23 protein-coding genes are annotated in these 25,157 nt (G+C 63.8%); 14 read left to right on the forward strand and 9 right to left on the reverse strand.

Annotated elements, in window-relative coordinates; all coding sequences use genetic code 11:
• Window positions 1-293: 293 nt before the first annotated feature.
• Together VC352_RS21900 and VC352_RS21905 are read right to left on the reverse strand one after the other, a co-directional pair.
• Window positions 294-1,088 (reverse strand): OmpA family protein, encoded by a 795-nt coding sequence (locus VC352_RS21900; protein WP_322981618.1) that lies wholly within the window; start codon window positions 1,086-1,088, stop codon window positions 294-296.
• A gap of 47 nt (window positions 1,089-1,135) precedes the next feature.
• Window positions 1,136-1,549 carry a DUF4398 domain-containing protein gene (locus tag VC352_RS21905; RefSeq protein ID WP_322981619.1) on the reverse strand — a complete coding sequence of 138 codons (414 nt, stop codon included), beginning with the start codon at window positions 1,547-1,549 and terminating at the stop codon, window positions 1,136-1,138.
• Between the two features lie 278 nt (window positions 1,550-1,827).
• Here VC352_RS21905 and ppc point away from each other — a divergent pair, with 278 nt between their 5' ends.
• The 7 genes from ppc to VC352_RS21940 all read left to right on the forward strand — a co-directional run bounded on the left by ppc (window position 1,828) and on the right by VC352_RS21940 (window position 9,249).
• Window positions 1,828-4,455, forward strand: coding sequence for a phosphoenolpyruvate carboxylase (gene ppc / locus VC352_RS21910; RefSeq protein WP_322981620.1), 2,628 nt, complete (start codon window positions 1,828-1,830; stop codon window positions 4,453-4,455).
• A 269-nt stretch (window positions 4,456-4,724) separates the two neighbouring features.
• Entirely contained in the window at window positions 4,725-5,372 is a 648-nt protein-coding gene (adk, locus tag VC352_RS21915) for an adenylate kinase (protein WP_322981621.1), read from the forward strand.
• A 220-nt stretch (window positions 5,373-5,592) separates the two neighbouring features.
• Window positions 5,593-6,378 carry a 5'-nucleotidase, lipoprotein e(P4) family gene (locus tag VC352_RS21920; protein ID WP_322981622.1) on the forward strand — a complete coding sequence of 262 codons (786 nt, stop codon included), beginning with the start codon at window positions 5,593-5,595 and terminating at the stop codon, window positions 6,376-6,378.
• Window positions 6,379-6,506: 128 nt separating this feature from the next.
• Window positions 6,507-7,187 carry a tRNA (adenosine(37)-N6)-threonylcarbamoyltransferase complex dimerization subunit type 1 TsaB gene (gene tsaB / locus VC352_RS21925; protein WP_322981623.1) on the forward strand — a complete coding sequence of 227 codons (681 nt, stop codon included), beginning with the start codon at window positions 6,507-6,509 and terminating at the stop codon, window positions 7,185-7,187.
• A gap of 104 nt (window positions 7,188-7,291) precedes the next feature.
• A complete protein-coding gene (locus VC352_RS21930) occupies window positions 7,292-7,636 on the forward strand; it encodes a hypothetical protein (RefSeq protein ID WP_322981624.1) in 345 nt (114 codons plus the stop codon).
• A 29-nt stretch (window positions 7,637-7,665) separates the two neighbouring features.
• Window positions 7,666-8,535, forward strand: a complete 870-nt coding sequence (locus VC352_RS21935; RefSeq protein WP_322981625.1) for a DUF72 domain-containing protein — start codon at window positions 7,666-7,668, stop codon at window positions 8,533-8,535.
• Window positions 8,536-8,541: 6 nt separating this feature from the next.
• A complete protein-coding gene (locus tag VC352_RS21940; RefSeq protein ID WP_322981626.1) occupies window positions 8,542-9,249 on the forward strand; it encodes an extensin family protein in 708 nt (235 codons plus the stop codon).
• A 76-nt stretch (window positions 9,250-9,325) separates the two neighbouring features.
• Here the strand turns inward: VC352_RS21940 and VC352_RS21945 are convergent, their stop codons facing one another.
• Window positions 9,326-10,093, reverse strand: a complete 768-nt coding sequence (locus tag VC352_RS21945; RefSeq protein WP_322981627.1) for a hypothetical protein — start codon at window positions 10,091-10,093, stop codon at window positions 9,326-9,328.
• Between the two features lie 106 nt (window positions 10,094-10,199).
• Between VC352_RS21945 and VC352_RS21950 the strand changes: the two genes are divergently transcribed.
• The gene (locus VC352_RS21950; RefSeq protein WP_322981628.1) at window positions 10,200-10,979 is read left to right on the forward strand and encodes a class I SAM-dependent methyltransferase; all 780 of its coding nucleotides are present in this window, start codon (window positions 10,200-10,202) and stop codon (window positions 10,977-10,979) included.
• A gap of 18 nt (window positions 10,980-10,997) precedes the next feature.
• Here VC352_RS21950 and VC352_RS21955 read toward each other — a convergent pair whose 3' ends face one another.
• On the reverse strand, window positions 10,998-11,648 hold the full coding sequence (locus tag VC352_RS21955) for a TetR/AcrR family transcriptional regulator (RefSeq protein WP_322981629.1): 651 nt from the start codon (window positions 11,646-11,648) through the stop codon (window positions 10,998-11,000).
• 91 nt (window positions 11,649-11,739) lie between these two features.
• Here VC352_RS21955 and VC352_RS21960 point away from each other — a divergent pair, with 91 nt between their 5' ends.
• Together VC352_RS21960 and VC352_RS21965 are read left to right on the forward strand one after the other, a co-directional pair.
• Window positions 11,740-12,843 (forward strand): efflux RND transporter periplasmic adaptor subunit, encoded by a 1,104-nt coding sequence (locus VC352_RS21960; RefSeq protein WP_322981630.1) that lies wholly within the window; start codon window positions 11,740-11,742, stop codon window positions 12,841-12,843.
• Window positions 12,844-12,847: 4 nt separating this feature from the next.
• Window positions 12,848-15,919 carry an efflux RND transporter permease subunit gene (locus VC352_RS21965; protein WP_322981631.1) on the forward strand — a complete coding sequence of 1,024 codons (3,072 nt, stop codon included), beginning with the start codon at window positions 12,848-12,850 and terminating at the stop codon, window positions 15,917-15,919.
• Window positions 15,920-16,040: 121 nt separating this feature from the next.
• On the opposite strand, the gene bfr is transcribed toward VC352_RS21965, so the two are convergent.
• The 3 genes from bfr to VC352_RS21980 all read right to left on the reverse strand — a co-directional run bounded on the left by bfr (window position 16,041) and on the right by VC352_RS21980 (window position 19,273).
• Window positions 16,041-16,511: a bacterioferritin gene (gene bfr / locus VC352_RS21970; protein ID WP_322981632.1), complete on the reverse strand. Its 471-nt coding sequence runs from the start codon at window positions 16,509-16,511 to the stop codon at window positions 16,041-16,043.
• Between the two features lie 276 nt (window positions 16,512-16,787).
• Window positions 16,788-18,314, reverse strand: a complete 1,527-nt coding sequence (gene glpD / locus VC352_RS21975) for a glycerol-3-phosphate dehydrogenase (RefSeq protein WP_322981633.1) — start codon at window positions 18,312-18,314, stop codon at window positions 16,788-16,790.
• A gap of 200 nt (window positions 18,315-18,514) precedes the next feature.
• Window positions 18,515-19,273: a DeoR/GlpR family DNA-binding transcription regulator gene (locus tag VC352_RS21980; protein ID WP_322981634.1), complete on the reverse strand. Its 759-nt coding sequence runs from the start codon at window positions 19,271-19,273 to the stop codon at window positions 18,515-18,517.
• 98 nt (window positions 19,274-19,371) lie between these two features.
• Here VC352_RS21980 and ybaK point away from each other — a divergent pair, with 98 nt between their 5' ends.
• The 4 genes from ybaK to VC352_RS22000 all read left to right on the forward strand — a co-directional run bounded on the left by ybaK (window position 19,372) and on the right by VC352_RS22000 (window position 23,076).
• Window positions 19,372-19,842 (forward strand): Cys-tRNA(Pro) deacylase, encoded by a 471-nt coding sequence (ybaK, locus tag VC352_RS21985; RefSeq protein WP_322981635.1) that lies wholly within the window; start codon window positions 19,372-19,374, stop codon window positions 19,840-19,842.
• A gap of 82 nt (window positions 19,843-19,924) precedes the next feature.
• A complete protein-coding gene (glpK, locus tag VC352_RS21990) occupies window positions 19,925-21,412 on the forward strand; it encodes a glycerol kinase GlpK (RefSeq protein WP_322981636.1) in 1,488 nt (495 codons plus the stop codon).
• Window positions 21,413-21,420: 8 nt separating this feature from the next.
• A complete protein-coding gene (locus VC352_RS21995; protein WP_322981637.1) occupies window positions 21,421-22,179 on the forward strand; it encodes a transporter substrate-binding domain-containing protein in 759 nt (252 codons plus the stop codon).
• 90 nt (window positions 22,180-22,269) lie between these two features.
• Window positions 22,270-23,076, forward strand: coding sequence for a PhzF family phenazine biosynthesis protein (locus VC352_RS22000; RefSeq protein ID WP_322981638.1), 807 nt, complete (start codon window positions 22,270-22,272; stop codon window positions 23,074-23,076).
• Window positions 23,077-23,079: 3 nt separating this feature from the next.
• Here the strand turns inward: VC352_RS22000 and VC352_RS22005 are convergent, their stop codons facing one another.
• Entirely contained in the window at window positions 23,080-24,183 is a 1,104-nt protein-coding gene (locus VC352_RS22005; protein ID WP_322981639.1) for an ABC transporter ATP-binding protein, read from the reverse strand.
• The gene (argF, locus tag VC352_RS22010) at window positions 24,180-25,100 is read right to left on the reverse strand and encodes an ornithine carbamoyltransferase (protein ID WP_322981640.1); all 921 of its coding nucleotides are present in this window, start codon (window positions 25,098-25,100) and stop codon (window positions 24,180-24,182) included. The genes VC352_RS22005 and argF overlap by 4 nt, the downstream gene beginning before the upstream one ends.
• Window positions 25,101-25,157: the final 57 nt, after the last annotated feature.

The raw sequence follows: 25,157 nt of genomic DNA on the forward strand, positions 1-25,157 counted from the left end.
TGCTCCGTGATCAGGCTCATTTCAGGCCTCAAGTGACTTGACGCTGGACACGGTTGCTCGCCCGGGAGGGCGAAACCAGAAACATCAGCAAAAACGCGGCAACTCGGAACAGACACACAGAACAACCAACACCGAATTGCCAGTCCGGTATCAAACAAGCAGCGCCCTATAAAAATGGCGAGACATAAAAAAGCCGATGCCAAAACCTGGCATCGGCTTTTTAGGGCGGTTCCGTGAAGTAAGCAGCCTTACGCCGTCAGGCGGGTCGCTGCTCTACCTCCGGGGGGAAGGTATCAGGCCCCACTGGCCGAACGCGGCACCACCGGCTGGTTATCGTTGGAGATGGTCACCTCCACCCGGCGATTCTGCGCCCGTCCGGAGTCGGTAGAGTTATCCGCCACCGGATACTCCTTGCCATAACCCTGAGCGACGATGCGTGCCGGGTCGACACCGGCGCGCACCAGCGCCATGCGTACGGTGTTGGCGCGGCGCTCTGACAGGCTCTGGTTGTAGCTGGCCGAGCCGACGCTGTCGGTATAGCCCTCGACGATCACCTTGCGCTCCGGGTTTTCCTGGAGGAAACGCGCCAGCTGGGTGATGTTCGGGTAGGCGCTGCTCTTGAGCTCGGCCTTGTTGAAGTCGAACAGCACATCGCCAAAGGTCACCAGGGTGCCGCGCTCGGTCTGCTTGGTGTTGAGGTCTTTGAGGCTGTCCTGCAACTTGCGGATCTGCGCATCGCGCGCATCCAGCAGAGCCTGGGCGCGCATGGATGAGGCGTTCTTCAGTTCATCTTCAGCCTGGCGCAGGGCGATGGTCTGTTTGGCCACCTCGACGCGTTGGTTGGTCAGGTAGGCGAGCTGATCGACTTTCTTCTCGTCAGCGTCGTTCATGTAGGCCTTGTCGGCCTTATCCAGCCATTCCTTGGCTTCCTTGGTTTCCAGCGCCGCGAGCTTGCTGGCCTGTGGGTCACCCTGCAGCGAGGAGAAATTGCTGCGTGCCGATTCCAGGTTGGGGTTGGGCTGGCTGGCGCAGGCGACCAGGCCGATGCTCAGGGCCAGCAGAGTCGGAAGCATGATGTGTTTACGCATGGCGTTCATCCTTTGATCAGTCGTTGAATGGAGGCGTCGACTGCCCTTTACTGGGCGTTGCGCATGCCTTCTTCACGCAGCTCTTGAACCCCCTGACGGGCATCTTGCAGGGCACGTTCGGCCTTGGCAGCCTCGGCCTTGCGCTCGGCGAGGCGGGCGTCCCACTCAGCCTGTTCGGCCAGGCGGCGAGCCTTTTCGTAGTCCTCGTCATGCATGGCGAACTCGGCTTCCTTGAGTTTGTCCTGCGCGGCTTTCATCTCTACGGGGGCGTATTCGGTACCGCCTGCGCTGATGGCCGAATTGACCGCCGACTGCGTCACGGCGTATTGCTCGCTGGGTGGGTTGCCGGCGCAGCCGGCCAGTACCAGGCTGCTGCCCAGCATCAGGGCCGCCAGCCTGAGCACATATGAACGTGAGCCTGTGGCTTTCGCGTTAAGGGTCTTCATGGTGGTTAACTCCATTTGCAACACTCCTATGAATGACGAGTTCCGTAACGGGTGGCGTATTGACCCTGCGGCGAGCCCTGTTCGAGCTGCCTGGTTTAGCGTCATCGCCTAGGGTTTCCGACAGGCATGTTCAACGGATGGTTCAGAAAAAATGACAGCCTGCTCATGATTTTCTGACTGACTGGTTAGTCATTTTCCTGCGCCAGAGCGGTGTGCAGCAGGCAGCAAACCTTGAACCCATGCCCCTTGCTGGGCCACTCTGTGAGGCACGAATCCGGGGTGGAGAAAGCCTGATGACCGATATCGATCTGCGCTTGCGTAAAGACGTGCATCTGCTTGGCGAGCTGCTTGGCGACACCATTCGCCAGCAGCACGGCGAAGCCTTCCTGCAGAAGATCGAAGCCATCCGCCACAGCGCCAAGGCCGATCGCAGCGGCAGCTCCGAGCGCCTGAGCGCCACGCTTGCCAGCCTGGGCGAAGACGAGCTGCTACCGGTGGCACGAGCGTTCAACCAGTTTCTCAACCTGGCCAATATCGCCGAACAGCAGCACCGGGTGCGTCGCCGCCGGCCAGATGAGCCCACTCTGTTCGAAGATACCGTGCTCGACGAACTGCTCGAACGGCTGAGTGCAGCCGGACAGACACCAGACGATCTCGCTCGGCAGATCGCTCGTCTGGACATTCAACTGGTGCTCACGGCGCACCCCACCGAAGTCGCACGCCGCACGCTGATCCAGAAGTACGATGCCATCGCCGCGCAACTGGCCGCGCTGGATCATGACGACCTGCTGCCGGCCGAGCGCGAAACGGTGGTCGAGCGCCTGCAACGGCTGATCGCCGAGGCCTGGCACACCGAGGAAATCCGCCGCAGCCGGCCGACGCCGGTGGACGAGGCGAAGTGGGGCTTCGCCGTCATCGAGCATTCCCTGTGGCATGCCGTGCCGCAATTCCTGCGCCGCACCGACCGCAGTTTGCAGGCCGCCACTGGCCTGCGCCTGCCGTTGACGGCGGCGCCGATCCGCTTCGCCTCGTGGATGGGCGGTGATCGCGATGGCAACCCCAACGTCACCGCCAGCGTCACCCGCGAAGTGCTGCTGCTGGCGCGTTGGATGGCCGCCGACCTGTACCTGCGCGATGTCGACAGCCTGGCTGCCGAGCTGTCCATGCAGCAGGCCAGTGACGCGTTGAAGAGCCGTGTCGGCGATGTGCCCGAGCCCTATCGGGCGCTGCTCAAGCAGTTGCGCGAGCGTCTGCGCGCCACGCGCCAGTGGGCGCACGAGTCGCTCGCTGGTGAGGTGCCAGCGCCTGCGAGCGTGCTGCAGGACAATCAGGAGCTGCTCGAGCCGCTGCAGCTCTGCTATCACTCGCTGCACGCGTGCGGCATGGGCGTGATTGCCGATGGCCCGCTGCTCGACTGCCTGCGCCGGGCGGCCACCTTCGGCCTGTTCCTGGTGCGCCTGGACGTGCGTCAGGACTCGACGCGACATGCCGCAGCGCTGTCGGAAATCACCGATTACCTCGGCCTCGGACGCTATGCCGACTGGGACGAGGAGCAGCGCCTGAGCTTCCTGCAACGCGAACTGGACAACCGCCGGCCGCTGTTGCCCGGCGACTATCGACCCAGCGCGGATACCGCCGAAGTACTCGCTACCTGCCGCGAGGTCGCGGTTGCACCAGCCGCCTCGCTGGGTTCCTACGTGATTTCCATGGCCGGCGCCGCTTCCGATGTGCTGGCGGTACAACTGCTGCTCAAGGAGGCCGGGTTGCGCCGGCCGATGCGTGTGGTGCCCCTGTTCGAAACCCTGGCCGATCTGGATCATGCCGGCCCGGTGATCGACCGCCTGCTGCAGTTGCCGGGCTATCGGGCCCGGCTGCACGGGCCGCAGGAGGTGATGATCGGCTATTCCGACTCGGCCAAGGATGCCGGCACCACGGCGGCGGCCTGGGCGCAATATCGGGCACAGGAGGAGCTGGTTCGCCTGTGCCGCGAGCATCAGGTCGAACTGCTGCTGTTCCATGGCCGTGGTGGCACCGTCGGGCGAGGCGGTGGTCCAGCGCACGCGGCGATCCTGTCGCAACCGCCGGGCTCGGTGGCCGGGCGTTTCCGCACCACCGAACAGGGGGAAATGATTCGCTTCAAATTCGGCCTGCCGGATATCGCCGTACAGAACCTCAACCTCTACCTGGCGGCGGTTCTGGAGGCCACGTTGTTGCCACCTCCGGTGCCGGAACCCGCCTGGCGGGCGATGATGGATCGCCTGGCTGAAGCGGGCGTGCAGGGCTATCGCGGCGTGGTGCGTGAGCATCCGCAGTTCGTCGAATACTTCCATCAGGCGACGCCGGAGCAGGAACTGGGGCGCCTGCCATTGGGCAGCCGACCGGCCAAGCGGCGCGCCGGTGGCGTGGAAAGCCTGCGGGCGATCCCGTGGATCTTCGCCTGGACGCAGACCCGCCTGATGCTGCCGGCCTGGCTGGGCTGGGAGCAGGCACTGGGCCAGGCGCTGGTGGCAGGGGAGGGCGATCTGCTGCGGCAGATGCGCGAGCGCTGGCCCTTCTTCCGTACCCGCATCGACATGCTGGAGATGGTGCTGGCCAAGGCCGACATGGCCATTGCCGAATTGTACGACAGGCGCCTGGTTGAGGCGGCGCTGCAGCCCCTGGGTGCGCAGTTACGCGACCTATTGTCGCAGGCATGCTCTGGCGTGCTGGAAGTGACCGGCCAGTCTCAGCTGCTTGCGCACAGCCCGGAGACCCTGCAATCGATCAGCGTGCGCAACACTTACCTCGATCCCCTGCACCTGCTGCAGGCCGAGCTGCTGGCGCGCTGCCGACTGCGCGAACAGGCGCCGGAGAGCCCTCTGGAGCAGGCGTTGCTGGTCAGTGTGGCGGGTATCGCCGCGGGCTTGCGCAATACCGGTTGAGGACTGAGCAGGGGCCCGAATCCTCTGTCTGGACGAGGCCCCATGCGCTCGAGAGTAGGGGTTTGCTGCGACTTTTGGCTGCTTGTGCAGCAGGGGGGCGCTGTGTATCTTGGACAGCCTTTTGGCCGCTTCGGCAGCCATAAACCACTTGAGAGATTGGCACCACGAGGGTGCTTCTAAAAACCTGGCGCTGACAGCTCAGGCCGTTTTTAGAAGTGCCCACGAGGCGAATCCGACCGATAACTATACAAATCTTGAGGAGCACATCGATGCGCGTGATTCTGCTGGGGGCGCCCGGTGCCGGCAAAGGTACCCAGGCTCGCTACATCACCGAGAAATTCGGCATTCCGCAAATCTCCACGGGTGACATGCTGCGCGCAGCGGTCAAGGCGGGTACCGAACTGGGCCTGAAGGCCAAGAGCGTCATGGACGCCGGTGGCCTGGTCTCCGATGACCTGATCATCAATCTGGTCAAGGAGCGTATCGCTCAGGCCGATTGCGCCAATGGCTTCCTCTTCGATGGCTTCCCGCGCACCATTCCCCAGGCCGAAGCCCTGCGTGACGCCGGCGTTGCCCTCGACCACGTGGTGGAAATCGCCGTGGACGACGAGGAAATCGTCAAGCGCCTGTCCGGTCGTCGCGTACACCCGGCTTCCGGCCGCGTCTACCACACCGAGTACAACCCGCCTAAGGTCGCCGGCAAGGACGACATCAGCGGTGAAGAGCTGGTTCAGCGCGAAGACGACAAGGAAGAAACCGTGCGTCATCGCCTGTCCGTCTACCACTCGCAAACCAAGCCGCTGGTGGACTTCTACCAGAAGCTCTCGGCCGAGACCGGTACGCCCAAGTACACCCACATCCCGGGTGTTGGCAGCGTCGAGCAGATCACCGAGAAGACCCTGGCTGCACTGTCCTGAGTCGATCCGCAGCATCCCGAGCCCTGCCTGACAGCAGGTGCTCTGCACAAAGGCCCGTTACGGGCCTTTGTCGTTTCTGAGGGGTTGACCCGCGGTTTCGGTCGGCAGCGGGTATGAAGCTCTCGGCCAGGCGCGTTAGCATCAGTCTGCTGTCTTCGGCTCAGGCCGCTTCGTGACACGCGCGCGGCATGGGTCATCACCCCAGGAAAGAGGACATTCAATGACCGAGAAATCAGCGCATCGCCGTATCTGGTTGGGGCTGGCTGCAGCCCTGTTGAGCGTTCCCGCAGTGCAGGCCGCGGACACATCGTCTGCCAAGCCCGATTGCGCGGTGTCGGAATTCACCATGGGGCTGCGTTTCCAGCAGCAGTCGGCAGAAATCCAGGCGCTGCAACTGCAGGCCTACAACATCGCCACGGAGAAGCTGGACAAGGCCGTCGCGGCCGCCAAGGATCCCTCGAAGTTGGCCATCGTCACCGACCTCGATGAAACCGTGATCGACAACAGCGCCCTGCTGGCGCGTGACCTGGCCAACTGTCACCAGTACGACGCCTGGGACACCTGGCTGCCCTGGGAGCGTGAAGGTACGCCGGCATTGATTCCTGGTGCCAAGCAGTTCCTCGATCATGCCGACAAGCTCGGCGTGACCATCCGCTACATCTCGGATCGCGCCGACGAGCAGAAGAAGTACACCCTTGCCACCCTGAGCAAACTGGGCCTGCCGCAGGTTTCCGAAGAGAGCGTGCTGTTGCTCGGCCCGCCCAAGGTGGAGCGCCGCGCCCTGGTCAGCGCCGATCATCAGATCGTCCTGCTGCTCGGCGATACCCTGCACGATTTCGATGCGCGTTTCCGCAAGACGCCGCTCGATGAGCAGCGCAAGACACTTGCTGAGGAAGCCGGCAAGTGGGGCACCGAGTGGATCGTGTTCCCCAATGCGGCCTACGGCACCTGGTCCAAGGCACCGCTCAAGGGCTGGGACGCCAAGATGGAAATCCAGCCCTGGTAACGGCCTGCTGAGCCTGGCGGCATGGCCAACCGGCCATGCCGGTCGTCCCGGGTGCCGCTACCGTGCTGGAAAAAAAAGCGCTGAGCCGGTCTAATGCCGGCTCTTTTTCATTGCGCCGTACAAACACGATGACCACTCTCCTGGCCCTGGATACCGCCACCGAAGCCTGTTCCGTTGCTCTGCTGCATGACGGCCGTGTGCTCAGCCACTACGAAGTGGCGCCGCGCCTGCATGCGCAGCGTCTGCTGCCGATGATCCAGCAGATGCTCGGTGAGGCGGGCATCGCCGCAGCGGCGCTGGACGCCATCGCCTTTGGGCGTGGCCCCGGTGCCTTCACCGGGGTGCGTATCGCCATCGGTGTCGTGCAGGGGCTGGCTTTCGCTCTGGATCGACCAGTGCTGCCAGTGTCCAACCTGGCCGTGCTGGCGCAACGCGCACTGCGCGAGCAGGGTGCGCGACAGGTGGCTGCCGCCATCGATGCGCGCATGGACGAGGTCTATTGGGGCTGTTACCGCGAAGAGAGCGGTGAGATGCGCCTGTTCGGCCAGGAAGCGGTGCTGCCGCCGGAACAGGCCGAGGCGCCGCGTGGTGCCGAGGGCGACTGGTTCGGTGCGGGTACCGGCTGGGGCACGCATGCTGCGCGTATCGCCCTAAAGCCGAACGCTATTGACGGCAGCCTCCTGCCGCACGCAGAAGACCTGCTCAGCCTGGCGCGCTTCGCCTGGGCCCGAGGTGAGGCCGTGGCGGCCGATCAGGCGCAACCGGTGTACCTGCGTGATCAGGTGGCGACACCGAAAGCCCCTGCATGAGGCTGAGCCGAACACGCTGTCTGCTGACGTTTGCCAAGGCGCCTCAGCACCGCTACATTGCCAGCACCCTTTCCGTTTTTATCGAGTTCGCCGAGCACTTCTGAATGCGCATCGACGGTTATCTTCCCTCCTATTCGCCTGATCGCGGCCCCCGTTCGGGGACGGCGGTCACGCCTTATCGCGAGGCGCAGCGTGAGGTGGAGGTGCGGCGTGAACAACCCGCCGCACCGTCGAACAGCCAGGGGCTGGAGCAACAGCCGCAGATTCGTCGCGTCCAGGCCAGCAGCGCCAATACCGACAGCCTGCCGGCGCGCACCCAGAATGCCAGCTACGCCCAGCCGCAACTGAGCAGCCGCAGCGCTCAGGCGCTTGCCAGCTACAGCACCACGGCCAGCTACGCCAACGAATCCGACGCACAGGAAGTGCTCGGGCTCGATCTCTACGCCTGACGCCCTCCCGGCGCGGCGCGCATCATTCGATGACTTCGACACTTCCCTATTACCTCGGTTGTCCGTCCTGGAGCGAGGCTGCCTGGCGCGCCACGCTCTATCCCGCCGATACCCGGCCCAACGATTTTCTCGCGCGCTACACCGAGGTGTTCAACGCGGTGGAAGGCAACACCACCTTCTACGCCCGGCCCAGCGAGCAGACGGTGGCGCGCTGGGCGCTGGCGATGCCGGCGCATTTTCGCTTCTGCGCCAAGCTGCCGCGTGACATCAGCCATAGCGACGACCTGTACCAGCAACTGGAGTCAAGCCTCGACTTTCGTCAGTTGCTGGCGCCGCTGGGCGAGCGGGTGGCGCCCTATTGGTTACAGCTTCCGGCCAGTTTCGGCCCTTCGCGCCTGGCCGAACTCGAGGCCTTCATCGAGGCCTGGGGCGATACGGCACTGGCCGTCGAAGTGCGTCATGGCGAGTTCTTCGCCAAGGGCGATGCCGAACGTATGCTCAATCGCCTGCTGCATGAACGCGGGGTCGAGCGCATCTGCCTGGATTCGCGCGCGCTGTTCAGTTGCGCTTCGCAGGAACCTGCGGTGCTGCACGCACAGGCCAAGAAACCGCGCCTGCCGACTCGGCCAACCGCCTTCAGCCAGAGCCCGCAACTGCGCTTCATCGGCCATCCCGAGCTGCTGGCCAACGACCCCTTCATGACGCCCTGGCTGGACAAGGTCGCCGGCTGGATCGAGCAGGGTCTGAGCCCCTACGTATTCCTGCACACCTCGGACAATCGCTTCGCCCCCGAGCTGGCGCGGCGCTTCCACCAGCGGCTGAGCGAGCGCCTGCCTGGCTTACCCGAACTGCCCCAATTGCAGATGGAGCCGGAACTGGAGCAACTGGGCCTGCTCTGAGAGTGCATGAGCATCTTGATGAGGATCGTCGGTCGCACCCTGTTACTGGCGCTGTTGCTGGGCGCCGCGCTGCTCCTGGCGATCTGGCGTGGTTGGCTGGAAGTGCCGCCGCGCTTCGATCCCTGGGCGCTGCTGGACGTGCGCGACACACCGAACCTGCTGACCCGCTTCAAGCTCTGGCGCCTGAGCGATGATCGCGCCTTGTGTGACCAGGCCCTGGCGACTTCCGGGCTGCGTGTCACGCGTCTGGCCGACAGCACGCCGCAGCCGGGCTGCCCGATCGAGAACGCGGTGCGTTTCCACAGCGCCGAGGTCGGTTTGAGCAGCAGCTTCATGGCCACCTGCCCGCTGGCGGTGAGTTTCGCCCTGTTCGAGCGTCATGGCCTGCAGCCGGCTGCGCAGGCCGTATTTGGCCAGCCCGTGGTGCGTCTCGAACACGTCGGCAGTTTCGCTTGTCGCAGCATCGCCGGCAGCCAACGGCCCAGTCAGCACGCCTATGCCAACGCGCTGGATATGGTCGGCTTCCGTCTGCGTGATGGCCGGCACATCAGCGTGCTGCATGACTGGACGGGGCAGGGCGACAAGGCGCGCTTTCTGCGCCTGGTGCAGGAAGCCGCCTGTGACAGCTTCAATGTCACCCTGGGGCCGCAATACAACGCTGCGCACCGTGATCACTTTCACGTGGACATGGGCCTGTGGCGGATGTGTCGCTAAGGCGCTTGCGATCCGTAGGGCGGTACAACCCGCCACAGCGCCAATGGCGGGTTGTACCCGCCCTACGGAGCAGACTCTAGCGTTTGGCCAAGAGCAGGTCGGCGGCCTGTCCGCTGCGCCCGTCGGCGAACTGGAATTGACCCAGTTGCGCGATCTGGTCGTAAGCACCCAGCGCGATATTCACATCACGGGCACGCAGATCGATGGCGCTGACACCTGCCTCGCTCAGGGACTGCAGTTGCTGTCGACCCTGGGCGTCGAAACGCAGCAGGCGTAGCTGGTCGAAGACGCTGTCGGCGGCGTCGATGCGGCCGTCGCCGTTGTCATCGAAACGGGCCAGCTCGGCGAAGCCATTGGCGGCGCCATGCTGATCACCGAATACCTCGCGGCCATCGTCGATGCGTCCGTTAGCGTTACGATCCAGCGCCAGCAAGGCATCGTCACCGCTGGGGGCGCTGATAGAGTCCATGCGTCCATCGGCATCGAGATCGAAACGCACCGGGCGACCCAGCCCACTGGTGGCAAAGCCGTTGCCAGCCAAGTCCAGCACCAGCGGATCCACCTGCTGAGGTGTCACTGTTGCTGTCACGTTGAGCTCCAGGCTGCGCTGTTCGACCACGGCCTGGCTGAGCGTCGCTGCGCTGCTGGAGACGGCGGGCGGTTCCGGCGTCTGGCCGAGTTCGCGGGAGAGGTCGCCTGGTGTGGGCTGATCCTCGATCCCCAGGGTGCGGCGCAGAATCTGATAGTCGACCGATTCGCGCGTGGCGCGGTCGAGCTCATCGTCCGAGGGGCGCAGTCGGGCCGATGCGCTGCTTGCACGTGGAGCGGAGAGGGCGTCGAACATGATCACACTCGATGCGGCTGTTGGCGGCCGGGTCTGGCAGAATGCCGCTTCTTCGATATCGGCCGAGTGGCTGATGCTTTGAGTGATTTTTGAGCAGAACGAGCCAATGACCGACGAGCGGCACAACGCCAGTATTCGCATGCAAGCCTTGCATCCTCAGTACGCCGAAGCAGCCACCCAGTGGGCGACGCGGCTCGGCCTGGCTGTCGAGGGGGACACCGAGTACGCCTTGCAGTTGGGCGATGAAGGGCTGCAACTGGTCGAGCTGGGCGATAAGGCGCCTGGCCCGGTGCGGGTGGATTTCGTCGAGGGTGCGGCCGCCCATCGCCGTCAGTTCGGCGGCGGCAGCGGCCAGATGATCGCCAAGGCCGTCGGTGTGCAGTCCGGCATTCGCCCGCGTATTCTCGATGCAACGGCCGGGCTGGGGCGCGATGCCTTCGTGCTCGCCAGTCTGGGCTGCGACATGACGCTGATCGAGCGGCAGCCGCTGGTTGCCGCGCTGCTGGAGGATGGCCTGCAGCGGGCGGCGCTGAATCTGGAGGTTGCGCCGATTGCGGCGCGCATGCGCCTGCTCACCGGTAATGCCATCGAGCTGATGCAGGGCTGGCAGGATGAGGCGCCACAGGTGATCTACCTCGATCCGATGTTCCCGCACCGCGACAAGAGCGCGCTGGTGAAGAAGGAGATGCGTCTGTTCCGGCCCTTCGTCGGTGACGATCTGGATGCACCGGCGCTGCTGGCGGCGGCGCTGGCGCTGGCGACTCATCGAGTGGTGGTCAAGCGTCCGCGCAAGGCGCCGGCCATCGAGGGGTTCAAGCCGGGTTACGTGCTGGAGGGCAAGTCCAGCCGTTATGACATCTACCCGAAGAAAACGCTGGAAGCCTGAACCTCGGACAGAGCCTCGTTACTGCGCGCCAAGTTCTGGTCGATAGGCGCGCAGGAACAGCTGCACGGCATCCTGGACATGGTATTCGGCATCTGCGTCTTGCAGCGGGGCGCCGCAGCCGATCAGCAGGCGGAAGTGCGCGCCACCCTTGAGCAGACAGAAGAAATGATCCGCCGCGCGCGGCGCGTCATCGATGTCCAGCAGGCCGCGCTGCGCGGCCTTGCCCAGCAGCAGTTCCATCTCCTGCTGAATGCGCAGGGGGCCTGCCTCGTAGAACATCTGCGCCAGCTTCGAACCCTGGCTGGCCAGGTTGACCATCATGCGGTGCATTTCCACCGACTCGCGACTGTTGATCAGCGTGAGGAAGCCACGGCCGATCTCGAGTAGCTGCTTTTCCAGCGGTACGTCATCCGGCAGTTCGAACAACAGCTCGGGCAGTTGCTCTTCGCACTTGGCCTTGACCGCTGCGGAGAACAGCGTCTCCTTGTCGGTGAAGTGGCTGTACACCGTGAGCTTGGAAACGCCAGCCTCGGCGGCGATGGCGTCCATGCTGCTGCCGTCGTAGCCATGGCGCAGGAACAGGCATTTGGCCGCATCCAGAATGGCGCGGCGCTTGGCAGGATCCTTTGGTCGACCGGGTCCGGAAGGCTGTAACAACTTGTTGGGCATTGGCGGATTTTAATACTGGACTGGCGAGTTTGCTATTTTTACTATACCCGGCAGTACAAATATTCCAAACCTTCCCCGAAAGGTCGCCAACATGTTTCGCCACGCCCTTCCGCTCGTTGCGTCTCTGGGTCTCGCCATGCTGCTCGCTGCCTGCAGCAACGATGAGCAGACCGAACAATCCCTTCGTCCTGCCATGGTGGTTCAACCACAACCTGCCGCCGCTCTGGTCGACAGCTACCCCGGTGAGGTGCGGGCACGTTTCGAGCCGGAGCTGGCCTTCCGTATCGCGGGCAAGGTGAGCAAACGCCTGGTGGATGTCGGTGATCGGGTGAAGAAGGATCAACCGCTGGCCCAGCTCGATCCTCAGGACGTGCGTTTGCAGCTCGACGCTTCGCGTGCCCAGGTGGCGGCAGCCGAAGCCAATCTGCAGACCGTGCGCGCCGAGCGTGAGCGCTACAAGACCCTGCTGGCCCGCAACCTGGTCAGCCGCTCGCAATTCGACAACATCGAAAATCAGTACCGCTCCGGCGAGGCGCGACTGAACCAGGTCAAGGCGGAGTACGACGTGGCCCGCAACCAGACCGACTACGCCGTGCTACGCGCGTCTCAGGACGGTGTGATCGCCCGCCGTTCGCTGGAGGTCGGGCAGGTGGTGGCGGCCGGGCAGGGCGTTTTCACCCTGGCGGCCGATGGCGAGCGTGAGGTGCTGATCAGCCTGCCGGAGCAGAGCGTTGGGCGGTTCCAGATCGGCCAGGCGGTTGAGGTGGAGCTGTGGTCACAGCCGGGGCAGCGCTTTCCCGGTCGAATCCGCGAGATGGCGCCAGCGGCTGACTCGCAGTCGCGTACCTTCGCCACGCGCGTGGCCTTCACCGAGGGCCAGGTGCCCGCCGAGCTGGGGCAGAGCGCGCGGGTCTTCATCGTCAGCGATGGTCAGGTGCCACTGGCCGTCCCTCTGTCTGCGCTCAGTTCCGAGCAGGGCCAGCCGTTCGTCTGGGTGGTCACTCCAAGTGAGCACAAGGTCGAACGGCGGGCGGTGCGCGTCGGCGCTTATGGTGACAACCAGGTACCGGTGCTGGAGGGGCTGAAGGCGTCCGACTGGGTGGTGGCTGCAGGCGTGCAGGTGCTGCGCGAAGGGATGCAGGTGCGGCCGGTGGATCGCGCCAATCGCAACGTCGAAATGGCCGCCAAGGAGTAAGCCGATGAGCTTCAACCTCTCTGCCTGGGCGCTGCGCCACCGCGAGATCGTGCTCTATATCATGCTGCTGCTGGCCATCGTCGGTGGGCTTTCCTACACCAAGCTGGGGCAGAGCGAAGACCCGCCTTTCACCTTCAAGGCCATGGTGATCCGCACCCTCTGGCCGGGCGCCAGTGCCGAAGAAGTGTCGCGTCAGGTCACCGAACGCATCGAGAAGAAGCTGATGGAAACCGGCGAATACGACCGTATCGTCAGTTTCTCCCGGCCGGGTGAGTCGCAGGTCACCTTCATGGCGCGCGACTCCATGCACAGTTCGGAGATTCCCGACCTGTGGTACCAGGTTCGCAAGAAGATCGGCGACATTCGTTACACCTTGCCCTCCGGCATCCAGGGCCCGTTCTTCAACGACGAGTTCGGTACCACCTTTGGCAACATCTATGCGTTGACCGGCAAGGGGTTCGACTACGCAGTGCTCAAGGACTACGCCGACCGCATCCAGTTGCAGCTGCAGCGCGTCAAGGACGTGGGCAAGGTGGAACTGGTCGGCCTGCAGGACGAGAAAATCTGGATCGAACTGTCCAACACCAAGCTGGCCACTCTCGGTCTGCCGCTGTCTGCGGTGCAGCAGGCGCTGGAGGCGCAGAATGCGGTGGCGGCCGCTGGCTTCTTTGAAACCGATAGCGAGCGCATCCAGTTGCGTGTCACCGGCCGTTTCGAGTCGGTGGACGAGATCCGCAGCTTCCCCATTCGCGTCGGTGACCGCACCTTCCGTATCGCCGACGTGGCCGAGGTCAAGCGCGGCTTCAACGATCCGCCCGCGCCGCGCATGCGCTTTATGGGTGAGGATGCCATCGGCATCGCCGTATCGATGAAGGACGGTGGCGACATCCTCGTGCTGGGCAAGGCGCTGGAGGGAGAGTTCGCCCGTCTGCAGCAGACCCTGCCGTTGGGTATGGAGCTGGGCAAGGTGTCCGATCAGCCGGCTGCGGTGAAGACTGGCGTGGGCGAGTTCGTCAAGGTTCTGGTGGAGGCATTGACCATCGTCCTGCTGGTCAGCTTCTTCTCCCTCGGCCTGCGCACCGGGCTGGTGGTGGCGTTGGTCATCCCGCTGGTACTGGCCATGACCTTCGCGGCCATGTACTACTTAGGGATAGGCCTGCACAAGATTTCCCTCGGCGCGCTGGTGTTGGGCCTGGGCTTGCTGGTGGACGACGCGATCATCGCGGTGGAGATGATGGCCATCAAGATGGAGCAGGGCTATGACCGTCTCAAGGCGGCCAGCTTCGCCTGGACCAGCACGGCCTTCCCGATGCTCACCGGCACGCTGATCACGGCGGCGGGCTTTCTACCCATCGCCACGGCGCAGTCGGGCACCGGCGAGTACACCCGCTCGATCTTCCAGGTGGTGGTGATTTCCCTGGTGGCATCGTGGATCGCTGCGGTGATGTTCGTGCCCTATCTGGGCGACAAGCTGTTGCCGGATCTGGCCAAGCTGCATGCCTCCAAACATGGCGATGGTGGCGCTCACGATCCGTATGCGACCCCCTTCTATCGACGTGTCAGAGCGCTGGTGGAGTGGTGCGTACGCCGCCGCAAGACGGTGATCGTGCTGACCCTGGGCTTGTTCGTGGCTTCAATCGTGCTGTTCCGCTTCGTCCCGCAGCAGTTCTTCCCGGCCTCCGGGCGGCTGGAGCTGATGGTCGACATCAAGCTGGAGGAGGGCGCCTCGCTGCTGGCCACCGAGGCTGAGGTCAAGCGTCTGGAAGAGATGCTCAAGGCGCAGAGCGGGATCGACAACTACGTGGCCTACGTGGGAACCGGTTCGCCGCGTTTCTACCTGCCACTCGATCAGCAATTGCCTGCAGCCAGTTTTGCCCAGTTCGTCGTGCTGGCCAGCAGCATCGAAGAGCGTGAACGGCTGCGTACTTGGCTGATCCAGGTGATGCGTGACGAATTCCCCACGCTGCGCAGCCGTGTCAGCCGTCTGGAAAATGGCCCGCCGGTGGGCTATCCGGTGCAGTTCCGCGTCAGTGGCGAGCACATCGACGAGGTGCGCGCCCTGGCTCGCCAGGTGGCGGACAAGGTGCGGGAGAACCCGCACGTGGCCAACGTGCACCTGGATTGGGAAGAACCGAGCAAGGTGGTCATCCTCAATATCGACCAGGATCGCGCGCGGGCGCTGGGCGTCAACACGGCCGAGCTGTCGCGCTTTCTGCAAGGGTCGCTATCCGGTACCAGTGTCAGCCAGTACCGTGAGGACAACGAGCTGATCGAGATTCTGCAGCGTGGCACGCCCGAGGAGCGCAAGGCGCTGAGCCAGCTACCGAGCCTGGCGGTGCCGACCGACAGCGGGCGTAGCGTGGCGCTGTCGCAGGTGGCGACGCTGGAGTACGGCTTCGAGGAAGGCATCATCTGGCACCGTAACCGCCTGCCTACCGTGACCGTGCGCGCCGATGTCTATGGTAAGGAGCAGCCGGCCAGTCTGGTGATGCAGATTTCCCCGACGCTGGATCCGATCCGCGCCGAACTGCCCAGTGGTTACCTGCTGGAAGTCGGCGGTACCGTGGAGGACTCCGCACGCGGGCAGAAGTCGGTCAATGCCGGCATTCCGCTGTTCATCGTGGTGGTGCTGACCCTGCTGATGCTGCAGCTGCGCAGTTTCTCTCGCTCGGCCATGGTGTTTCTCACCGCGCCGCTCGGGCTGATCGGGGTGACCCTGTTCCTGCTGCTCTTCCGTCAGCCGTTCGGCTTCGTCGCCATGCTCGGCACCATCGCCCTGGCGGGGATGATCATGCGTAACTCGGTGATTCTGGTCGACCAGATCGAACAGGACATCAGCCATGGACTGGGGCGCTGGCAGGCCATCATCGAGGCCACCGTCAGGCGTTTCCGCCCCATCGTGCTGACGGCCCTGGCCGCCGTACTGGCGATGATTCCGCTGTCGCGCAGCGTATTCTTCGGGCCGATGGCGGTCGCCATCATGGGCGGCCTGATCGTCGCCACGGCATTGACCTTGCTGTTTCTGCCGGCGCTGTATGCGGCCTGGTTCCGGGTCAAGGAAAACGAAGCGCATTGATTGGCATGAGGTGCTTCAGCGGTTGTCGTGGCTGAAGCCTTACCATGCAATGCCTTGCAAGCGGATAGCGGCAATAAAAAACGGGAGCCCTTGGCTCCCGTTTTTCGTGTTGCGGATGGAATTATTCGTCCATCTGCGATTGCAGGTAGTTCTGCAGGCCAACGGCGTCGATCAGGCTCAGCTGGGTTTCCAGCCAGTCGATGTGCTCTTCCTCGGACTCCAGAATGTCTTCCAGCAACTCGCGGCTGGCGTAGTCACCGGCACTTTCGCAGTAGGCGATGGCGGCTTTCAGGTCGGCATGGGCCTTGTGCTCGATCTTCAGGTCGCACTCGAGCATTTCCTTGGTGTTTTCACCGATCAGGATCTTGCCCAGATCCTGCAGATTGGGAATGCCTTCGAGGAACAGGATGCGCTTGATCAGCTTGTCGGCATGCTTCATCTCGTCGATGGACTCGTGATACTCGTGCTCGCCGAGTTTCTTCAGGCCCCAATCTTCGTACATGCGCGCATGCAGAAAATACTGGTTGATCGCGACCAGCTCGTTACCAAGGATCTTGTTCAGGTGTTGGATAACTTTCTTGTCGCCTTTCATGGTCGCTCCTGCTGATGTAGCCGATAGGTTTACAAGACGGGATTTTCAGCCTCGTTCTACCAACTGTCAAACCTAAGTATTTGAAAGATAAGCGAAAATAAAACTGAATAAGAATGTTTAGATTCCGCATCGAAGCGCAAGTATCTGAATTCAAATAACAAATAAAACGGGGCAGGGCGCGCCGCGTCAAAAACGGCGAAAGATGACAGAAAAAATAATTTCTGCCGCGCGATAAAAAGCCCCGCTGAGCAGGGCCTGGGTGTACGCAAGAAGTCGTCAGGCCGCCACGGCGGAGGGGTGATGCTGTTGCAGGTACTGCTGCAGGCGCGTTTGCTGACCGGGGTTCATGAACAGGCCGAGCTTGCTGCGCCGCCAGAGGATATCGCTGCTGCTGCGCGCCCATTCCTCGCGGCAGAGATAGTCCACTTCGCGGGTATAGAGCCCTGCGCCCAGGTGTTCGCCGAGGTCGGTCAGGTTGTTCACGCCTTCGAGCAGGCGCCAGGCCCGGCTGCCGTAGCTGCTGGCCCAGCGCTGAGCCAAGGGGCTTGGTAGCCAGCCGAAACGCGCGCTCAGCGCTTCGCTGAGGCTGGCAACGTCCTGCATCTGCTCGCCGCCAGGCAGCGTGGCACTGGCCGTCCAGCTACCGCCCATGTGGGCAAAGCTCGGTTGCAGCAGTTTCATCGCCGATTCAGCCAGCTTGCGATAGGTGGTCAGCTTGCCGCCGAATACCGACAACAGCGGCGCTTCGCCCGGAGCGCCGGCCAGCGACAGGGTGTAGTCACGGGTAATCGCCGAGGGTTCGTCGGATTCGTCATCGCACAGCGGGCGCACCCCGGCGAAGCTGTGCAGCACATCGTCACGCGCAAGCTGCTTGCGGAAATGGTCGTTGACCACCTTGAGCAGGTAGTCGGTCTCCTCGGCGGTGATCGTCACCTTGGCCGGGTCGCCCTGGTACTCGCGATCAGTCGTGCCGATCAGGGTGAAGCGCTCCAGGTAGGGAATGGCGAAGACGATGCGGCGATCCTCGTTCTGCAGGATATAGGCCTGTTCGCCCTCGTAGAGCTTGGGCACCACGATATGGCTGCCCTGGATCAAACGGATGCCATAAGGCGATTGCTGCTTGAAGTCTTCGCGCAGCAGACGCGCGACCCAGGGGCCGGCGGCATTGACCAGGCCACGCGCGCGGATCGAGAACAAGCTGCCATCGGCACGCTCCAGATGCACATGCCAGAGGCCCTTGCTGCGCCTGGCGCTGACGCAGCGCGTGCGCGGGTGAATGTGTGCGCCGTGCTCGCGTGCGGCCATGGCGTTGAGCACCACCAGGCGGGCGTCGTCCACCCAGCAGTCGGAGTATTCGAAACCGCGGGTGATCTCGCGCTTCAGCGGGCTGCCGGCACCGAAGCGCAGGCCTCGCGAACTTGGTAGACGTTCGCGCTTGCCCAGGTGGTCATAGAGGAAAAGCCCGGCGCGGATCATCCAGGCCGGGCGCAGGTGCGGGCGGTGCGGCAGGACGAAGCGCATGGGTTTGACGATGTGCGGCGCCTTGGCCAGCAATACTTCGCGCTCGGCCAGAGCCTCGCGCACCAGGCGAAATTCGTGATGCTCCAGATAGCGCAGGCCGCCATGGATCAGCTTGCTGCTGGCCGAGGAGGTATGGCTGGCCAGGTCGTCCTTTTCGCAAAGGAACACGGATAGCCCTCGACCCGCCGCATCGGCGGCGATCCCCACACCATTGATACCACCGCCGACGACGGCGAGGTCATAGACTTCTGCAACTGGGCTGGCGAGATGGTCGTGAGGCATGGCGGCACGCTCGGCTATTGAATTCGAATGTAGTGATGTTCACTTTCGAAAATATGCTAGACGAAGATGTGCGCTTCCGCCAGTCGGCTGCACAGTGACGCGCCGAGCGGTAGTCAAGGGATGGGTTTGCTGTGGGGCGGGTGCAACCCGCCGGCGTGTTGATGGCGGGTTGCGCCAGCCCTACTTGAAACCTTCGTCAATCAAACCAGGTCGAGCTGAACCTTGTTGGCCCGCAGCAGGCGTTGCACCGCGCTGGGTGGCTCGCTATCGGTGAAGACGCGGTCGACCAGGGTGATGGAGCCCAGGCGTACCACGGCGTTGCGGCCGAACTTGCTCGAGTCGGCAGCCAGGAAAACCTGCCGGGCATTGTCGATGATGGCTTGGGAGACGCGCACTTCCTGATAGTCGAAGTCGAGCAGGCTGCCGTCTTCGTCGATGCCACTGATGCCGACGATGGCGTAGTCGACCTTGAACTGCTGGATGAAATCCACCGCTGCCTGGCCGACGATGCCGCCATCGCCGCGCACCGTGCCGCCGGCCACCAGCACTTCGAAGTCCGCCTTGGCACTGAGTTGGGCGGCGACATGCAGGTTGTTGGTGATGATCTTCAGGCCCTTGTGGTTCTGCAGCTCGCGAGCGATGGCTTCGGTGGTGGTGCCGATGTTGATGAACAGCGAGGCATGATCAGGGATCTGCGCTGCCACGGCTTCGGCGATGCGCTGTTTCTCCTCCCGCATCTGTCCGGCACGCATGCCGTAGGCGGTGTTCTGGATGCTCGAAGCCTCGCAGGCCGCACCGCCGTGAGTGCGTCGCAGCAAGCCATGCTCGGCCAACTGGTTGATATCGCGGCGGATGGTCTGCGGCGTGACGGCGAAGGCCTGTGCCAGTTCGTCGATGCTGACATAGCCGCGTTCGCGGGCGAGATTGAGGATGTCGTGCTGGCGCGGAGCGAGGTTCATGAGCGCTTCCTGTGAGGGTTGCCCATTATAGGGTGTAGCGATGGGCGTTTTCCGCCTGCTACTGTAAGGCATCTTCCCTCGCGTTTTCACATTCGAACATGACGCCTGCAATCGATCTGTTGAAGAAGGCCAAGGCCGAACACCGTGTGCACAGCTACCAGCATGACCCCAAGGCGCCGTCCTACGGGCTGGAAGCAGCGGAAAAACTGGGGCTGGCGCCGGAAACGGTGTTCAAGACGCTGCTCGCCGCCACCGAGAAGGGCGAGCTGCTGGTGGCGGTGGTGCCGGTGGCCGGCACCCTCGACCTGAAGGCGCTGGCCAGTGCGGCCGGTGCGAAGAAGGCGGATATGGCCGACCCGGCAGCCGCACAGCGGGCGACCGGTTACCTGGTCGGAGGCATCAGCCCATTGGGGCAGAAGAAGCGTCTGCGCACCTTCATCGACGAGTCGGCCCGGTTGTACCCAACCATCCATGTCAGCGGCGGCCGCCGCGGACTGGAGCTGGAACTGGCGGCCGAAACCCTGGCCCTGCACACGCAGGGACAATTCGCTGCTATCGGCAAGGCTTGAACAGCGGGTTATGCTGCCCCTCAGAATGATTCAACATGTAGGCAAAAGCGGCGAACGTTGCCGATAACAACAAGGAAATGCCATGTCTCACTACCTGTTAGCCATCGATCAGGGCACCACCAGCTCGCGCGCCATCGTCTTCGATCGCGAAGGGCGGCCGGTGGCCCGCGCGCAGCAGGAGTTCCGGCAGTTTTTTCCGCAGGATGGCTGGGTCGAGCACGATGCCGAGGAGATCTGGACGTCCACCCTCGAGGTCTGTCGCAGCGCCATCGTCAGCAGTGGGCTGAGCAGTCAGGCCATCGCCGGCATCGGTATCACCAATCAGCGGGAAACCACCCTGGTGTGGGATGCCAGCAGCGGCGAGGCCATTCATCCGGCCATCGTCTGGCAGGATCGTCGCACCGCCGACTATTGCGCGCGCCTCAAGGCCGATGGCCACGAGGCCGACGTCACGGCGCGTACGGGTTTGCTGATCGACCCCTATTTCTCCGCCACCAAGCTGCGCTGGATCCTCGAGAACGTACCGGGTGCGCGCCAGCGGGCCGAACGCGGTGAGCTGCGCTTCGGCACCGTCGACAGCTTCCTGCTCTGGCGTCTGACCGGTGGCAAGGTGCACCGCACCGATGCCAGCAATGCCTCGCGCACGCTGATGTTCAACATCCATACCCAGCAGTGGGATGACAAGCTGCTGGAGCTGTTCGACATCCCCGCCAGCCTGCTGCCTGAGGTGCTCGACTGCGCCGCCGAGTTCGGCCATACCGATGCCGAGCTGCTCGGTTCGTCCATTGCCGTGCTGGGCATGGCGGGTGATCAGCAGGCCGCCTTGATCGGCCAGGCCTGTTTCCAGCCAGGCATGGTCAAGAGCACCTATGGCACGGGCTGCTTCATGATTCAAAACACCGGCAGCGAGCCGGTCAGCTCGAAGAATCGTCTGCTCACTACGGTTGGTTACCGCCTCGGTGGCAAGGTTACCTATGCGGTCGAGGGCAGCATTTTCGTAGCGGGCGCGGCCGTGCAATGGTTGCGCGATGGGATCAAGCTGATTGGCCATGCTCGCGATAGCGAAGCGCTGGCCGAAGCCACTGGCGAGGCATGTGGTGTCTACCTGGTGCCGGCCTTCACCGGTCTCGGTGCGCCGTACTGGGATCCCAAGGCGCGCGGTGCGATCTTCGGTCTGACTCGTGATACCGGGATCAAGGAGATCGTCACTGCCGGTCTGCAATCGGTGTGCTACCAGACTCTCGATCTGCTCGAAGCCATGCGCCAGGACGGTGCGGCCGCGCCCAGCGCCTTGCGCGTAGATGGCGGCATGGTGGAGAACAACTGGGTCATGCAGTTTCTTGCCGACATCCTCGGCGTCAGTGTCGAGCGGCCTGAGGTGACCGAGACCACTGCGCTCGGCGTGGCCTACCTGGCTGGTCTGCAGTTGGGCTTGTACGCCGATCTCGACGCCATTGCCCGCCACTGGCATCGCCAGCAACGCTTCGAGCCGAAGATGGACGAGGCCACGCGAGGACGCCTGTACGCCGGTTGGCTGGATGCCGTGCAGCGCGTGCGCAGCGGCGGCTGAGCAGAGCCATGCGCGCCTGGCTGCTGGCGATGCTATGGCTGCTGAGCGCCGGCACCTTGCGTGCCGAAACCCTGGTTATCGCCGGTGACCTGTGGTGCCCGGTCAACTGCGCAGCCGATGCCGAGCGCCCGGGAATCTTCGTCGAATTGGCGCAGCAGATTTTCGCTGAGTCGGGTATCGAGGTCGAATACCGCGTGCTCAATTGGGCGCGGGCCGTCGCCGATACTCGCAGTGGGCGCCTGGGTGCGGTCATCGGCGCCGGTGTGCAGGATGCGCCTGACTTCGTCTTCACGCCGACCGCCCCGGGGCTCTCGCGCATGTGTTTCTACGCCCTGCGTGGCGATTCGTGGCGTTATCAGGGCTTGGAATCCTTGGGGCAGCGGCGCCTGGGGGCGATCAACGGCTACAGCTACGGTGCCGAGCTGGATCTGTATCTGAACCGTCATCTGCAATCGCCCCAGGTGCAACTGGTGATAGGTGATAAGGCCCTGGCCACCAACCTGCGCAAGCTGCGTCGCGGGCGCGTCGATGTACTGGTGGAGAACGCCTGGGTGATGGAGGCCGTGCTCGCCGAGCGTCATCTGTTCAATGAAATTGTCGAGGTGGGCTGCCGACAGGGTGATATCCCCATCTATCTCGCCTTTTCGCCGCGCCTGCCGCGAAGCGCCGACTATGCGCGGCTTTTCGAGCAGGGGCTGCAGCGCTTTCAGGCCGATGGTCGCCTGCAGGCGCTGATGAGCCGTTACGGCGTGAGCAGCATGCGCTGATCCAACTGTTATGCGCCAGCTGTGTCTGGTTTGCGCGCTGGCTTGCAGGCAAGCTCGGTCGACTTGTCTTTCAGCCAGGAACCGCTGCCCATGCCCCTCGACTTTCATCAGATCGATGCCTTCACCGACCAGCCCTTCGCCGGTAATCCTGCCATGGTCTACCGCCTGGATAGCTGGCTCGATGACGCCCGGATGCAGCGTATCGCCGCCGAACACAACCTGGCGGAAACCGCCTTCGTGGTGAAGGAGGGCGACGTCTGGCATATCCGCTGGTTCACCCCCGGCAGTGAAGTGCCGCTATGTGGGCATGCCACGCTGGCGACCGCCAAGGTGCTGTTCGATCTGTATGACGAACCCGGCGAGTCGCTGGACTTTACCTGCCTGTCCGGATCGCTGCGCGTGACCCGTCAGGGCGAGCGCCTGGAGCTGGATTTCCCGGTACGCCCGACCGTGCCGGTGACGCCTGCGCTACAGGCCGATGTCGAGGCGGCGCTGGGCCGTCCGGCGCGCGAGATTCGCGCATTGCTCAATCCCGACGGTAGCGTGCAGGAGTTGATGGCCGTGCTGAGCAGCGAGGCAGAGGTGCGCACATTCGAGCCTGACCTGCAGGCGCTGGCGGCCCTGCCGGGACTCGGTGTGCTGATCACTGCGCCAGGTGAGCGGCATGATTTCGTCTCGCGTTATTTCGCCCCGGCTATCGGTATCAACGAAGACCCGGTGACCGGCTCGACGCACTGCATGCTGGTGCCTTACTGGGCCGAGCAGCTTGGGCGTGAGCGCTTCAACGCCTTCCAGTGCTCGGCGCGTGGTGGCGAGCTGCACTGCCAACTGCAGGGTGAGCGGGTGAAGATCGCCGGGCATGCCTGGCATGTTGCCAGCGGTCAGTTGTTCGTCTGACGCTCAGTCGCTGCTGGCCCGGCGTACGCCGCTGGGCTCGCCGAGGCTGATCTGGGCGGCCACGCTGCCCTGAGCCGGGAACGCCACCAGATGGTCGGCGGCGATGCGGATTCCCACTTCGTCGCCCGGCTGATGGTCGGCATGGCTGGGGAAGATCGACTCCAGCTGGCTGCCGGTGGGCAGTTGCAGGCGATACAGGGTGGCGGCGCCGAGGAAGGTCTTGCCGACGATGCGCGCCTTCAGTGCGCTGCCTTCGTCCGGCACGATGTCGTCCGGGCGCAGCAGTACGTCGACCGCGCTGCCTGTTGCCCAGGTATAGGCGCGGTTGCCACGGATCTCGCCCAGTTCGGTCTGCACCGTGTCCGGGCTGCGCAGTTGGCCACGGATGAAGTAGCCCTGGCCGATGAAGCTGGCGACGAAAGGTGTCAGCGGCTCATGGTAGAGGTTGAAGGGGGTGTCCCACTGCTCCAGGTGGCCGCTTTTGAATACGCCGACGTGATCGCTGACGGCGAAGGCTTCTTCCTGATCATGGGTGACCAGAATGGCGCTGGTGCCGCGCGCCTTGAGAATCTCGCGCACCTCATGGCTCAGGCGTCGGCGCAGTTCGCCATCGAGATTGGAGAAGGGCTCGTCGAGCAGCAACAGTTGCGGTGAGGGTGCCAGCGCGCGAGCCAGGGCGACACGCTGTTGCTGACCGCCAGACAGCTCGTGTGGGTAGCGCTTGGCCAGATGGCCGAGCTTGACCAGATCGAGCAGTTCCTGGGTGACGCGCTCGGCGTCCGCTTGCTGGCGGATGCCGAAGGCGACGTTCTGCGCCACGTTCAGGTGCGGGAAGAGGGCATAGTCCTGAAACACCATGCCGATGCGGCGTTTCTCCGGTGCCAGGGTGAAGCCGGGACGAGAGATGATCTCGCCACCCAGTTCGATCTCACCCGTCAGGATCGGCTCGAAGCCAGCGATGGCACGCAAGGTGGTGGTCTTGCCGCAGCCGGAGGGGCCGAGCAAGCAGCCGATATCGCCGGCGTTGAGGTGCAGATCGAGTTTCTGCACCACGGTGTGCGCGTGGTAGCCGCAGCTCAGCCCGCGCAGCTGCAGCAATACACTCATGCGTGGTGGTACGCCGGCTCGACCAGCAGCTCCAGCAGCGCCTTCTGCGCGTGCAGGCGGTTCTCGGCCTGATTCCAGGCGACCGAGCGCGGATCATCGAGCAGGTCGACGCTGATTTCTTCGCCACGGTGCGCCGGCAGGCAGTGCATGAACAGCACGTCATCGGCGGCGAGATCGAGCAGGGCAGGGGTGACCTGATAGGGGCGGAACAGCGCCATGCGCTGCTCGGCTTCGTCTTCCTGGCCCATCGAGGCCCACACGTCGGTGCTGACCAGATGAGCGCCGGCCACGGCTTCGCGCGGGTCACGCACGACCTGCACGCGGTCACCGGCCAGGGCCAGGAAGCGCGCATCCGGTTCGTAGCCTTCTGGGCAGGCGACCTTCAACTGGAAGTCGAACTGGATCGCCGACTCGATGTAGGAATTGCACATATTGTTGCCGTCGCCGATCCAGGCCACCGTCTTGCCAGCGATGCTGCCGCGGTGCTCGAGGAAGGTCTGCATGTCGGCCAGCAACTGGCAGGGGTGCAGGTCATCGGACAGGCCATTGATCACCGGTACTCTGGATTTGGCGGCGAACTCGGTGAGGTTGCTGTGGGCGAAGGTGCGGATCATCACGGCATCGAGCATGCTCGACATGACGATGGCAGCGTCGCCGATCGGCTCGCCACGGCCCAACTGGGTATCGCGTGGCGAAAGGAAGATGGCCTGGCCGCCGAGCTGGATCATGCCGGCCTCGAAGGACAGGCGAGTGCGGGTCGAGGCCTTCTCGAAGATCATGCCCAGCACGCGATTCTTCAGCGGCTCGAACAGCACGCCGCGATTGCGCAGATCCTTCAGCTCGATGGCTCGGCGGATCAGCCCCACCAGTTCGTCCGGTGTGTAATCCATCATCGAGAGAAAGTGTCTGACGCTCATCGTTAACTACCTATATGACTACAGTTCGCAAGTTTGGGCCTTCGGCGTAACCGCTGA

This window comes from Pseudomonas sp. C11, from assembly GCF_034683865.1.
GTDB lineage: Bacteria > Pseudomonadota > Gammaproteobacteria > Pseudomonadales > Pseudomonadaceae > Aquipseudomonas.